This is a genomic window from Dokdonella immobilis, assembly GCF_900115085.1.
Classification (GTDB): domain Bacteria; phylum Pseudomonadota; class Gammaproteobacteria; order Xanthomonadales; family Rhodanobacteraceae; genus Dokdonella; species Dokdonella immobilis.
In genome coordinates, this window is sequence record NZ_FOVF01000002.1 from 132,303 (window position 1) to 145,528 (window position 13,226).

At 65.4% G+C, this 13,226-nt stretch carries 9 protein-coding genes; 5 read left to right on the forward strand and 4 right to left on the reverse strand.

What is annotated here, in order from left to right; all coding sequences use genetic code 11:
- Positions 1-317: 317 nt before the first annotated feature.
- Together rpoD and dtd are read right to left on the reverse strand one after the other, a co-directional pair.
- A complete protein-coding gene (gene rpoD / locus BM125_RS01895) occupies positions 318-2,189 on the reverse strand; it encodes an RNA polymerase sigma factor RpoD (protein WP_092404314.1) in 1,872 nt (623 codons plus the stop codon).
- A 112-nt stretch (positions 2,190-2,301) separates the two neighbouring features.
- On the reverse strand, positions 2,302-2,748 hold the full coding sequence (dtd, locus tag BM125_RS01900) for a D-aminoacyl-tRNA deacylase (protein WP_092404316.1): 447 nt from the start codon (positions 2,746-2,748) through the stop codon (positions 2,302-2,304).
- Positions 2,749-2,855: 107 nt separating this feature from the next.
- Here dtd and BM125_RS01905 point away from each other — a divergent pair, with 107 nt between their 5' ends.
- Positions 2,856-3,752: an LpxL/LpxP family acyltransferase gene (locus BM125_RS01905; RefSeq protein WP_092404318.1), complete on the forward strand. Its 897-nt coding sequence runs from the start codon at positions 2,856-2,858 to the stop codon at positions 3,750-3,752.
- 98 nt (positions 3,753-3,850) lie between these two features.
- Here the strand turns inward: BM125_RS01905 and rho are convergent, their stop codons facing one another.
- Positions 3,851-5,644: a transcription termination factor Rho gene (gene rho, locus BM125_RS01910; protein ID WP_139224819.1), complete on the reverse strand. Its 1,794-nt coding sequence runs from the start codon at positions 5,642-5,644 to the stop codon at positions 3,851-3,853.
- 326 nt (positions 5,645-5,970) lie between these two features.
- Entirely contained in the window at positions 5,971-6,300 is a 330-nt protein-coding gene (gene trxA, locus BM125_RS01915) for a thioredoxin TrxA (RefSeq protein WP_092404320.1), read from the reverse strand.
- Between the two features lie 385 nt (positions 6,301-6,685).
- Here trxA and rhlB point away from each other — a divergent pair, with 385 nt between their 5' ends.
- The 4 genes from rhlB to gspE all read left to right on the forward strand — a co-directional run bounded on the left by rhlB (position 6,686) and on the right by gspE (position 13,213).
- Positions 6,686-8,407, forward strand: a complete 1,722-nt coding sequence (gene rhlB / locus BM125_RS01920) for an ATP-dependent RNA helicase RhlB (RefSeq protein WP_092404322.1) — start codon at positions 6,686-6,688, stop codon at positions 8,405-8,407.
- A gap of 117 nt (positions 8,408-8,524) precedes the next feature.
- Entirely contained in the window at positions 8,525-9,448 is a 924-nt protein-coding gene (locus BM125_RS01925) for a type II secretion system protein N (protein WP_175497860.1), read from the forward strand.
- 220 nt (positions 9,449-9,668) lie between these two features.
- Positions 9,669-11,723, forward strand: a complete 2,055-nt coding sequence (gene gspD, locus BM125_RS01930; protein ID WP_092404326.1) for a type II secretion system secretin GspD — start codon at positions 9,669-9,671, stop codon at positions 11,721-11,723.
- Complete coding sequence (gspE, locus tag BM125_RS01935; protein WP_092404328.1) at positions 11,720-13,213, forward strand: type II secretion system ATPase GspE; 1,494 nt, start codon at positions 11,720-11,722, stop codon at positions 13,211-13,213. Before gspD ends, gspE begins: the two co-directional genes overlap by 4 nt.
- The last annotated feature ends 13 nt before the right edge of the window (positions 13,214-13,226 follow it).

A 13,226-nucleotide genomic window follows, 5' to 3' on the forward strand; every position in this document is an offset into this window, starting at 1 on the left:
CAGCTTGGCTCAGGGTTGCCACCGGCCACGCAATACGCGCCGCTGAGGTTTCCCTGAATTCATCCCGATCCCGTCCACGCATTACGGCGCGGCGGCACCTGTTCGATGAGTCCCCTGCTCTAACCAATTGAGCTATAGGCCCGTGCGTGGATTCTATAACGAAGGTTGCGCGCAACGCGACGATCATTTCGCCTTCCTGCGTCGGCGTAAACGGGGGCATCTGCCTGGCGTGTGGCCGATTCGCGCCGCGCCGCACTGCGCGCAAGAACGAAAAAGGCCGCAAGCGCGGCCGTTTTCGCCGTATCCGTCCCCCGCGCCTATTCCAGGTCGAGGAATGAGCGCAGCTGTTCCGAACGACTGGGGTGGCGCAGCTTGCGCAGGGCCTTGGCTTCGATCTGGCGAATGCGTTCGCGCGTGACGTCGAACTGCTTGCCGACTTCCTCGAGGGTGTGGTCGGTGTTCATGTCGATGCCGAAGCGCATGCGCAGGACCTTGGCTTCGCGCGGGGTCAGTCCGCCGAGCACGTCGTGTACGGTCTCCATCAGGCCGATGTTGGTCGAGGACTCGATCGGCGAGACGATCGAGAGATCCTCGATGAAGTCGCCGAGATGCGAATCCTCGTCGTCGCCGATCGGCGTTTCCATCGAGATCGGTTCCTTGGCGATCTTCAGCACCTTGCGGATCTTGTCCTCGGGCATCTCCATCTTGACAGCCAGCTCTTCGGGGGTCGGTTCGCGGCCCATTTCCTGGAGCATCTGGCGGCTGATGCGATTGAGCTTGTTGATCGTCTCGATCATGTGCACCGGGATGCGGATCGTTCGCGCCTGGTCGGCGATCGAGCGCGTGATCGCCTGGCGAATCCACCAGGTCGCGTAGGTCGAGAACTTGTAGCCGCGGCGGTATTCGAACTTGTCGACCGCCTTCATCAGGCCGATGTTGCCTTCCTGGATCAGGTCGAGGAACTGCAGGCCGCGGTTGGTGTACTTCTTGGCGATCGAGATGACCAGGCGCAGGTTGGCCTCGACCATTTCCTTCTTGGCCCGGCGTGCCTTGGCCTCGCCGATCGACATCGCGCGGTTGATTTCCTTGATGTCGGCGACGCTAAGGAACAACGTATTCTCGATCGAGACCAGCTTGTGCTGCTCGCCGATCAGGGCGTCCTTGTGCGTCTTCACGGCCGGCGACCATTTCTGGCGCTTCTTCATCAGTTCGTCGGCCCACTCGAGATTGGTCTCGTTGGACGGGAAGACCTTGAGGAATTCCTTGCGCGGCATCTTCGCCTGCTTGATGCAGACGTCCATGATCAGGCGCTCGTGGTGACGGATGTTGCTGACCACCTCGCGCAGCTTGCGTACCAGCGCATCGATCAGCACGGCCGGCAGCTTGAGCTTGAGGAATTCCTCTGCGATCTGGTCGCGCAGCTTGAGCGCGCGCTTGTCGCCGAGGCCGTGCTTTTCCGACAGCTTCTGGAACTTGGCGTAGCCGCTGCGCAGTTCTTCCATGCGCCGGGCCACTTCAACCGGGTCCGGCCCGGTATCGACCGGTGTCGACTCCTCGTCGCCGCCCTCGGCATCGTCATCGTCGTCGCCGTCGCTGTCGCTGTCCGAATCCTCGGCTTCCTTGGCCGCGGCCGCCGCGATCTCCTCGGCGGTCGGCACTTCGATGTCGAGGAAGCCGGTGACGACCTCGGACATGCGCTTCTTGCCCTCGGTGAACTGGTCGTACTCCTCGACCAGCAACTGGATCGACCACGGGAAGCTGGCCAGCGCGGCCTGGACCTGGTTGAGGCCTTCCTCGATGCGCTTGGCGATGGCGATTTCGCCCTCGCGGGTGAGCAGTTCGACCGTGCCCATCTCACGCATGTACATGCGCACCGGGTCGGTCGTGCGTCCGACTTCGGCATCGACGGCCGAGAGCACGGCCACCGCTTCCTCGGTCGCGGTGTCGTCGTCGGCGGCCGAGCCGGTCGAGGTCGCGCGCAAGGTCTCGGTATCGGGCGCGATCTCGTGCACCTCGATGCCCATGTCGTTGATCATGCCGATGATGTCTTCGATCTGCTCGGGATCGACGATGTCATCGGGCAGATGGTCATTCACCTCGGCATAGGTCAGGTAGCCCTGCTCCTTGCCCTTGGTGATGAGCATCTTGATGTCGGTGGTCTTCTGCTCCTGGATGTGCTCGGTCGCCATGTAGGTTCTGCTGTGCCTTAAACAAAGACTCGGAAGTATAGGCGGCCCGTCAAGGGCGACCCAAGTTATTGAAAATATTGAGTTGATCGTCCGACTGCCCAACAACGAACGGTCAGTCCGGGGCCACCCGCAAATGAAAGGTGACCGGGCCGTCATTGACGAGCTGGACTTTCATATGGGTACGGAAGCGCCCCGTTTCCACCTTCCCATGCTCGGATCGTGCCAGATCGACGAGGCGAGAGAACAGCCGTTCACCCTCCGCGGGGCTGGCCGCGCCACTGAATCCAGCCCGCATGCCGCTGCGCGTGTCGGCAGCGAGGGTGAACTGCGAGACCAGCAGCAGTTCGCCGGCGACCTCCCGCAGCGAGCGGTTCATGCGCCCCTGGTCGTCGGCGAACACCCGGTAGCCGAGCAGGCGATCGAGCATTCGCCGCACCTGGGCCTCGCCATCGCCGCGCTCGACCGCGACGAAGGCCAGCAGGCCCGGACCAATTCGGCCGACGGTCTCGCCATCGACGCTGACGCTGGCTTCACTGACGCGCTGGATCAGGGCGATCATGTCGGGCTCCGTTGCAGGGCGGTCACATGCTCGCCTTTGCCGGCGCGGTCGGTCAAACACGGCGAAGCCGCTAGAATCGGGATATCCCCTTACCTGCATCTGGCGCAATGACCTGGCCGATCCGACTGCTCTATGCACTGCTCTGGCTGGCCGGGTTCCTGCCCCTGCGCGTCCTCCACGGGCTCGGCAGCCTGGTCGGTGATTTCGCCTGGTGGGCGCGCCTGCGCGAACGGCGCATCACCGAAATCAACGTGACCCTGCTCGAAGCACGGCCCGAGGCCGATCTCGGTCCCATCGATGCGCGCGCGGTGCTGCGCGAGGCCGGCAAGTCGGCCCTCGAAGTCGCCCGGATCTGGTGCGCCAGACCGCAACGTGCGCTCGAGCTGGTCCGCGAAGTGCGCGGCGGAGACCTTTTCGAACAGGCTCTGGCCAGCGGCAACGGCATCCTGATCGCCGCGCCGCACCTCGGTTGCTGGGAACTGTTGAGCTACTGGCTGGCGGCGCGCACGCCGCTGGCGATCGTCTATCGGCCACCGCGCAACGCGGACCTCGAGCCCTTGCTGATCAAGGCCCGCGGTTCCAGCCGTATCGAGCAGGTGCGGGCCGAAGGAGCCGGGGTGCGCACGCTCTACCGCCGGCTCGCCGCGGGCGGCGTGGTCGGCATCCTGCCCGACCAGCAGCCCAGGCAGGGCGATGGCGAGTTCGCGCCGTTCTTCGGCATCGAGGCATTGACCATGGTCCTGCTGCCGCGCCTGGCCGAACGCACCGGCGCCACGGTCCTGTTCGCCTTCGCCGAACGCCTGCCTCGCGGCGCCGGATTCCGCATCCACCTGCAAGCCGCGCCGCCGCGCATCGCCGACACCGACCTCAAGGCCGCATGCACGGCGCTGAACAAAGGTGTCGAACAGTGCGTGCGCATTGCGCCGAACCAGTATCAGTGGCACTACAAGCGTTACTCGATCCGGCCAACAAGTACCGATCGCAATCCGTACTCGCGCCGCTGAGCAAAGCCCTGAAGCGCCGGGCGCTGCTTCTCGTTGTCAGTCCCCGAAAGCAAAAGGCCGCCTCACGGCGGCCCCTCGCTTCGACCAAGGCGCAATGATCAGCCACGCTTCATCGAATTGAAGAACTCGTCGTTGGACTTGGTGTTCTTCATCTTGTCGAGCATGAATTCCATGGCCGCAAGCTCGTCCATTGGATGCAGCAGCTTTCTGAGAATCCAGATCTTCTGCAGCATGTCCGGCTCGATCAGCAGTTCCTCGCGACGCGTGCCGGAACGGTTGATGTCGATGGCCGGATAGACGCGCTTTTCGGAGATACGCCGGCTCAGGTGCACTTCCATGTTGCCGGTGCCCTTGAACTCCTCGTAGATGACCTCGTCCATCTTCGAACCGGTCTCGACGAGAGCGGTGGCGATGATGGTCAGCGAACCACCTTCCTCGAGGTTGCGCGCGGCGCCGAAGAAGCGCTTCGGCCGCTGCAGGGCATTGGCGTCGACACCACCGGTCAGGACCTTGCCCGAGGACGGAATCACCGTGTTGTAGGCGCGCGCGAGGCGGGTGATCGAGTCGAGCAGGATGACCACGTCCTTCTTGTGCTCGACCAGGCGCTTGGCCCGCTCGATGACCATCTCGGCCACCTGCACATGGCGCGTGGCCGGTTCGTCGAAGGTCGAGCTGATCACCTCGGCGCGCACGCTGCGCTGCATTTCGGTGACTTCCTCGGGGCGCTCGTCGATCAGCAGGATGATCAGGTGCACGTCCGGGTGGTTGTGCACGATTGCCTGGGCGACGTTCTGCAGCATCATCGTCTTGCCGGCCTTGGGCTGCGAGACGATCAGGCCACGCTGGCCACGACCGATCGGCGCGACCAGGTCGAGGATGCGACCGGTGATGTCCTCGGTCGAACCGTTGCCGCGTTCGAGACGGAACGACTTGCGCGGGAACAGCGCGGTCAGGTTCTCGAACAGGGCCTTGTTCTTGGAGGCCTCCGGTGGTTCGCCGTTGATGTGGTCGACCTTGAGCAGGGCGAAGTAGCGCTCGCCTTCCTTGGGAGGGCGGATGCGACCGGCGATGTAGTCGCCGGTGCGCAGGTTGAAGCGACGCGTCTGCGAAGGCGAAACGTAGATATCGTCGGGTCCGGCCAGGTAGGACTGGTCGGGGCCGCGCAGGAAGCCAAAGCCGTCCTGCAGGATCTCGAGCACGCCCTCGCCATAGATGCCGCCGCCGGCCTTGGCGTGCGCCTTGAGGATGTTGAAGATCACATCCTGCTTGCGTGCACGGGCCACGCCCTCCTGGATGCCGAGGGTCTCGGCCAGGGCGATCAGGTCGTTGGCGTTCTTGCGCTTGAGCTCGTTGAGGTCGATCAACGGGCCGTTGTCGCGGCTCGGATCGTATTCCTCGTCATCCCGGGGCAGGCCGCGATGGGCATGGTTCTGCTGGCGGTTGGCGCCGCCACCGCCGCCGCGGTTGCGGTCACGGTCGCGTCGTCCGCGCGGGCCCTGGCGCTGCTGGCCCTGCTGCTGGTTTCGCTGCGGCTGGTTGCCGCCCTGGCGCTGACCGGCGTTGCCGCCGTCCTGGTTGGAGCCTTCGGCGTTGGCGCCGGATGATTCGCCGCCACCCTGGTTGCCGTTCTCGGCGTTGCTGTCGGCACGGTCATTCGAGAATCGCTCGGAGATCGAGCGGTTGTCGGAAGCGCTGTCGTCCTGGCGATTGCCGTCGGCGACGGCGGCAGGCTTCTCCGAGCGCGGCGGCGAGGGCTCGGACGCCGAGTCGGCGTCGCCGGACTTGCTCTCGGCCTTGGCGGCACGCGGCGCCCGCGGCTGCCGCTGGCGCGGCTCCGGACGAGTTTGAGGCGTGGCGGATTCGCCACTTTCTGGATTATCGATATCGGACACGGACGGACCTCTTGGGTGCCGTAGGAGAAAAAAGGGATTCCGGGGGGTGCTGCGGAAGGCGGAGCGGCTGCGCTCCTGATCACCATGGTTAACTTAGCACCGCGAATTGCGGGCGTCTAGCTTTTAAGCAGGGATTGGGGATTGGGGATTCGGGATTGGAATGGAGCGGCGGGATTCGAGATTCGGGATTCGGGATTCGTAAACGCAAGCCTCGCAATTCTGGGGGCTCCGCATATTTCAGGTCACCAGCGCGGCAAACCCATACCTCTCGGCTGCCTCATTCAGCTGTTGCGAATCCCCAATCTCGAATCCCGAATCCCGGCCGTTCACGCAATCGCACTATCGATCAGCTGGGTCAGCTGGGTCTTGCTGACGGCGCCGATCTGGGTCGCCTCGACCTTGCCGTCCTTGAAGATCATCAGGGTCGGGATGCCGCGCACATTGTAGTTGCGCGGGGTCTTCTGGTTGTGGTCGATGTTGATCTTGGCGACCTTGAGGCGGCCGTCGTAGGTGGCGGCGAGCTCGTCGAGGATCGGGGCGATCATCTTGCACGGGCCGCACCACTCGGCCCAGAAGTCGACCAAGACCGGTTCGGTTGATTGCAGGACTTCAGCATCGAACTGTTCGTCGCTGACGTGGGCGATTTGCTGGCTCACGCGGAACCTCCAGGAAAAATATGGTTAAGGAACATGCCGCTTTCAAGCGTACGGAAGCGCGTTCCGCTACAATTGCCCGGCTTGACGGCGTGGACTGCATCATGAGCCTGCGCCCATTCCGGTCCATTTCAGCCCAATCGGCTGCCCTGCGCAAGTTGGGGGCGGATCGGTTCCGCACAAGGAGCCTTGGCGGCAGCAATTTCGATTCGCGAGACTCGCCGTTCGCACTTTCACCGGCCATTCGCGGGGTTCTGCAGGCATTCCTGCACTTCCGCGAGCGGTATTCCGGAGTGGGACGAAGGCTTCCCGATCGTCGCGAGATTGCTGCCGCCAGGGCGCCTGATCCGCAGTCCAAAGCACTGCGCCTTGACGAGATACCCACTGAATGTCACACCAACAACCGCTTACCGACACCGTTTTTGAGAGCTTCGACCTGCATCCGAGCCTGCTGGCCGGACTCAACGACACCGGCTTCGTGCGCTGCACGCCGATCCAGGCGCTGACCCTGCCGATTGCCCTCAAGGGCAGCGATATCGCCGGCCAGGCCCAGACCGGCACCGGCAAGACCGCCGCCTTCCTCGTCGCCGTGCTCAACCGCCTGCTGACCCGCCCGGCCCTGGTCGAGCGCAAGTCGGGCGATCCGCGCGCAGTGATCCTCGCGCCGACCCGCGAGCTGGCGATCCAGATCGAGAAGGATTTCCGCAATATCGGCCGGCATACCGGGTTGACCTCGGCCCTGGTCTACGGTGGCGTCGATTACGACAAGCAGCGTGAAATGCTCAAGGAGGGCGTCGACATCGTCATCGCCACGCCGGGACGGATCATCGACTACCTCAAGCAGCACGTGGTCTCGTTCCGCGCCGTCGACGTCTGCGTGCTCGACGAGGCCGACCGCATGTTCGACCTTGGCTTCATCAAGGACGTGCGCTTCCTGATGCGAAGGATGCCGCCCCGCGAGCAGCGCCAGGGCATGCTGTTTTCCGCGACGCTCAGCCATCGGGTCCTCGAACTCGCCTACGAGCACATGAACAGTCCCGAGAAGGTGACTGCGGAAACCGAGTCGGTCACGGCATCCCGGGTCCGCCAGGTCGTCTACTTCCCGGCCAACGAAGAGAAGATCCCGCTGTTGCTGAACCTGCTCGACAAGGTCCAGGAGCACCGCAGCATCGTCTTCATCAACACCAAGGTCATGGCCGAGCGTGTCACCCGCGCCCTCGAGCGCCACGGCCATCGCGTGGCCACGCTCTCGGGCGACGTGCCGCAGGCCAAGCGTGAACGCCTGCTGGCGCGATTCCAGAAGGGCGACATCGAAATTCTCGTGGCCACCGACGTGGCCGCGCGCGGCTTGCATATCCCGGCGGTTTCGCACGTGTTCAATTTCGACCTGCCGCAGGACGCCGAGGACTACGTGCATCGCATCGGCCGCACCGCACGCCTCGGCGCCGAGGGCGATGCGATCAGCTTCGCCTGTGACCGTTATGCCATGGGTTTGCCCGACATCGAAGCCTATATCGAGCAGAAGATCCCGACCGCCACGGTGGATCCCGAAATGCTCGTGGTGCCGCCGCCGCGCGTGCGCGAGCGGCCGGCGTATTCGGAGGAAGACGCCGCGGCCAATGCCGCGGATGATCTGCGCAATACGGCCGGCGCACCGCCGAAGGAACAGAAGCCACGACAGGGCGGGCCGCGCACTTCGGGCCGGCCGGTCCGCGGTCGCGACGGCGAACGTCGTCCCGGTCGCGAATCGCCACGCGGCGAACCTCGGGTTGCCAGCGCACCGGCCCGCGAAGCCGCGGCACAGGAAGCACCAGCGCCAGCACCAGCCCAGGCTGCGGACACGCCCAAGAAGCGTCGTCGTCGCGGTGGTCGGGGTCGCAATCGCAACGGCAGCGGCAATGGCACCGTCGAAGCGGCAACCCCGTCAATTCCGGAATCGCAATCGGGCCAGGCTCGCGCCGAGGGCAAGAAGGCCGAGCGCAAGCCGCGCCGCGAACGCGGCCCGCACGCCGAGAATCCGGCCAGCACGTCCGCGCCGGAGCCGAGTGCCGGCCTGCACAAGAAGCAGGGTTTCTTCAATCGCATTGCCAGCTTTTTCGGCCGCCACTGAGCAGGGTCCGGACCGGCCCCTGAGCGGGCCGGGCTTACCGCGCGATGACGTCCTGGGCCTGTTGCATGGGTCGATTTGCTAGAGTCCGCCTCGTTGCCTGTCATGGAAATCGTGCCGATGCTGAGTCGCCTGAAAGGGACCGGATTGACCGGGGCCGATCGTGACCGCTGGTCCGAGCGGTCGGCGCTGATCTGCACCTTCGTGCTGGCCTTGCTGCTGGTCTGGTTGCTGGCGAGGACGTTCTGGATGCTGGTCCCGCGCGACGAGGGGCTGGCCGGCGTGCCGGGCCAGGCCGTGGTCACGGTCGGCGACCGGCCGGCCATTTCGATTTCCAAATGGCATCTGTTCGGCAATGCGCCGCAGCGCCCGCGTGCGCAGGGCAATGCACCGGCGACGACCCTGGACCTGAGCCTGCGCGGAACCCTGGCCGACGCCGATCCGCATCAGGGCATTGCCGTGATCGCCGACGCCCAGGGCGTCGAACGGGCCTGGCGCGCCGGCGAACAGATCTCGATCGGCGTCAGCGTCGACGAGGTCTACGCCGATCGCGTAGTCCTGCTCCACGACGGCGTCCAGGAGGTGCTGACCCTGAGCCGGGACGAGCAGTCGGGCCGGGTCGCGCCAATTCCGCCGGACCAGCGCGGCGGCGCGCCGCTGCGCAACACTGCACCTGCTCCGAAGCCCGGTACGATCACGAACTTTGCACCGATCAACGTACCGCAGGGCTCGCTCAACTGGCAGCAGGCCATGGACAAGGTCGGCGGCAGTCCGGCCGAACTGGCCAAGAACGTCCGCGTCGACCCGGTCATCGACGATGGCCGCATCGCCGGCGTGCGTGTCTCCGCCATGAATGGCGATGCCGCCCTGCTGGGTCGGCTGGGCCTGCGTCCCAGCGACATCGTGACCGCCGTCAACGGCGTGCCGGTCGATTCGGTCGCGCGCGGCCAGCAGATCCTCGAAAGCCTGCGCGACGCCAACAGCGTGCGCGTCACGGTCACCCGCGATGGGCTGCCGACCGAAATCAATGTGCAGTTGCGTTAGAGCCGGGATTGGGGATTGGGGATTCGGGATTCGGAAGGAGGGTGGCGGTGGATGGTGGACTGCCGCCATATGGGATTGAAACAACCCACTCACTGGCGCGCTTTGCTACGCTTGGACGGCCGTCATCACGGGGCTGCCGGGGATGGCGGGGAATCAACGCATTGGCGTGTGTCGCGATGATGGCGCACGTCCGCAAAAACCTTAGCGAGAGTCCAGATCGATGAAGCATGCATGCCTGTTCCGAATGGTCTTCACGGCAGCGTGCCTGCTGGCAATGAGTACGCATGCGCAGAGCCCGCAGTCCGCGGTGTCGGCGAATGCCGACGGCCGGCATACGCTGAACCTCAAGGATGCCGACATCCAGGCGCTGATCGCCACGGTCTCCGAGATCACCGGCAAGAACTTCATTCTGGGTCCGAACGTGCAGGGCAAGGTCACGGTCATTTCGGCCAAGCCGATGAAGCCGGACGAGATCTACGACGTGTTCCTCTCGGTGCTGCGCGTGCACGGTTATGCCGCGATCGAGCAGGGCAGCATGATCAAGATCGTGCCCGAGGCGATGGCCCAGCAGGATGGCTCGGCGGCGCTCAATGGCGACCGCGAGCATTCCGCCGACGAACTGATCACCCAGATCGTTCCGGTCAAGCACGTCTCGGCCAACGAGCTGATCCAGATCCTGCGCCCGCTGATGCCGCAGGGCGGCCAGTTGATCGCGCATGCCTCGTCGAACTCGCTGGTCATTTCCGATCGGGCCGGCAACGTCACCCGCCTGGTCAACATCATCCACCGCATCGATACCGTCTCCGACGCCGAAGTCGAAGTGATTCCGCTGGCCCATGCGAATGCCGCCGAGATGGCGCGCACGCTGACCTCGCTGGCCGAGGACAAGGCGGCCCAGGCGAATGCCGAGGCGCCCCGCGTGTTCGCCGATACGCGAACCAACTCGATCCTGCTGGCCGGGGCCAAGAACGCCCGCCTCAAGTTGCGTGCGCTGATCGCGCACCTCGACACACCGCTCGAAAACGGCGGCGACACCCAGGTCATCTACCTGCGCAACGCCAATGCCAAGGATCTCGTGCCGATCCTGCAGGGCGTGGCCGCGACCCTGACCGGGATCGCTCCACCGACGGCGGCCAAGCCCGGTGAAGCGGCCGGACCTGCCAGTGCCTCGACGGCGACCATCCAGGCCCATGAGCAGACCAACTCGCTGATCATCAGTGCACCGCCGGCCGTGTTCCGCTCGCTGGCCTCGGTCGTGCGCCAGCTCGATGTGCGCCGCGCCCAGGTGCTGATCGAGGCGATCATCGCCGAAGTCGCCGACTCGACCGCGAGCGAAATCGGCGTGCAATGGTTCACGGCGCCGCAGACCGATGGCGACAACATCGGCCAGGGCATCATCGGCGGCACCAACTTCCCCGGACCGAACGGCAACTCGAGCCTGACCGGACTGGCGACCAATCCGCTCGGCCTGTCCGGTCTCGGCGGCCTCTCGCTCGGCTATGTCGACGGCACGATCAAGATCCCGGGCACGGACAAGGAGATCCTCAACCTCGGTGCCCTCGTGCGCGCCCTGCGTGGCGACGGCAAGACCAACATCCTGTCGACACCGTCGATCCTCACCCTCGACAACCAGGAAGCCGAGATCAAGGTCGCCCAGGAGGTTCCTTTCCTGACCGGCTCGTACACGAATACGGCCAGCAGCGGCCAGAACGGCCAGGTGACCAATCCGTTCCAGACCATCGAGCGCAAGGACGTCGGCATCGTTCTCAAGGTCACGCCGCACGTCAACGAAGGCGACGCCGTGCGCCTGGAACTGCATCAGGAGATCTCGTCGCTGGCCCCACCGGTCACGGGTGCGGTCGATCTCGTCACCAACAAACGCGAGTTGACGACGAGTGCGCTGGTGTCGGATCGCGCCCTGCTCGTGCTCGGCGGTCTCCTCGACAGCAACGTCAGCGACACGAACAGCAAGGTGCCGGGCCTCGGCAGCATTCCGCTGATCGGCAACCTGTTCCGCTATCGCTCGAACAAGAACGAGAAGCGCGACCTCATGATCTTCATGCGCCCGCAGATCCTGCGCGATGCGGCCACCGAGCAGGCCGTCTCGACCGAGAAGTACAACTACATGCGCACCGAACAGCTGCGCCTGCGCGAGGATGCCGCGCCGTTGACGCCGCGCAGCGAACGCCCGCTGCTGCCCGAAACGCACGATTTCCTGCGGGATCCCGCGCTCGGCGCGAGCACCGACAAGCCGGCAGGCCAGGGTCAGCGATGAGCGAGACGGTACGCGCCGAGACGCGCCCGGCGCGGCCCGGCTTCGGCTTCGCGCGGCGCCATGGCGCCACCCTGACCGCCTGGCATGCCGATTCGGCCGAGATCGCCTGTCGCCAGGGCGTGCGTCCCGAAGTGCTGGCCGAACTACGCCGCCATCTCGGCGTCGAACTGCACCTGACGCCTTACGAGCCGGTCGCCTTCGAGCGGCTCCTGCGTGACCTCTACGAACAGGGCGACGATGCGCGCGCGATGGTCTCCGATCTCGACGAGCGGCTCGACCTGAAGACCCTGGCCGATGAGCTGCCCGAGCCCGAGGACCTGCTCGAAAGCGAGGACGATGCGCCGATCATCCGCCTGATCAACGCGCTGCTGACCGAGGCGGTCAAGGAAGGCGCCTCGGACATCCACGTCGAACCGTTCGAGAGCCGCCTCGTCGTGCGCTTCCGCATCGACGGCGTGCTGCGAGAAGTACTGGCGCCGCAGAAGGGCATCGCCAATGCCGTGGTCAGTCGCATCAAGGTCATGGCCAAGCTCGACATCGCCGAGAAGCGCCTGCCGCAGGACGGTCGCATCGGCCTGCGCATCGCCGGCCGTCCGGTCGACGTACGTGTGTCGACGATTCCGGCCGGTCATGGCGAACGTGTCGTGCTGCGTCTTCTCGACAAGCAGGCCGGACGCCTCGATCTCGCCCAGCTCGGCATGGACACCGATTCGCGCACCCGCCTCGAGTCGATGATCGCGCGCCCGCACGGGATCCTGCTCGTGACCGGCCCGACCGGATCGGGCAAGACCACCACGCTGTACGGCGCGCTGCTCAAGCTCAATGATTCCTCGCGCAACATCATGACCGTCGAGGATCCGATCGAGTACTACATCGACGGCATCGGCCAGACCCAGGTCAACACGCGCGTCGACATGACATTCGCGCGCGGTCTGCGCGCGATCCTGCGCCAGGATCCGGACGTGGTCATGGTCGGCGAGATCCGCGATCTCGACACCGCCGAGACGGCCGTGCAGGCCTCGCTGACCGGCCATCTCGTGCTGTCGACCCTGCATACCAATTCCGCGGTCGGCGCGGTCGCGCGCCTGCGCGACATGGGGGTCGAACCATTCCTGCTTTCCTCGAGCCTGGTCGGCGTGCTCGCCCAGCGTCTCGTGCGCGCGCTCGACCCGGCCCTGCGCGAGGCCTACCAGGCCACGCCGGCCGAACTGGCCGCATTCGGCCAGCCTGCCGATGCGGTCGTCACCCTGTACCGGCCGCGCGCCGACGCCGGCAATCGTCATGCCGGCTACAAGGGCCGCACCGGCATCTACGAACTCGTCCCGGTCGACGAGACGATGCGCCGACTGATCCACGAAGGCGCCTCCGAGGCCGAACTCGAACGCCATGCCCGCAGTCGCGCGCCGAGCATCCTCGAAGACGGTTGGCGCAAGTGCATGGCCGGCCTGACCACGACCGAGGAAGTATTGCGGGTTACCCGCGAGGACTGAAGGGACACCGCGG

Excerpts from the sequence above, each read along its gene's own strand:
- rpoD (WP_092404314.1), bottom strand. The coding sequence starts at position 2,189 with ATGGCGACCGAGCACATCCAGGAGCAGAAGACCACCGACATCAAGATG.
- dtd (WP_092404316.1), bottom strand. The coding sequence starts at position 2,748 with ATGATCGCCCTGATCCAGCGCGTCAGTGAAGCCAGCGTCAGCGTCGAT.
- BM125_RS01905 (WP_092404318.1), top strand. The coding sequence starts at position 2,856 with ATGACCTGGCCGATCCGACTGCTCTATGCACTGCTCTGGCTGGCCGGG.
- rhlB (WP_092404322.1), top strand. The coding sequence starts at position 6,686 with ATGTCACACCAACAACCGCTTACCGACACCGTTTTTGAGAGCTTCGAC.
- BM125_RS01925 (WP_175497860.1), top strand. The coding sequence starts at position 8,525 with ATGCTGAGTCGCCTGAAAGGGACCGGATTGACCGGGGCCGATCGTGAC.
- gspD (WP_092404326.1), top strand. The coding sequence starts at position 9,669 with ATGAAGCATGCATGCCTGTTCCGAATGGTCTTCACGGCAGCGTGCCTG.
- gspE (WP_092404328.1), top strand. The coding sequence starts at position 11,720 with ATGAGCGAGACGGTACGCGCCGAGACGCGCCCGGCGCGGCCCGGCTTC.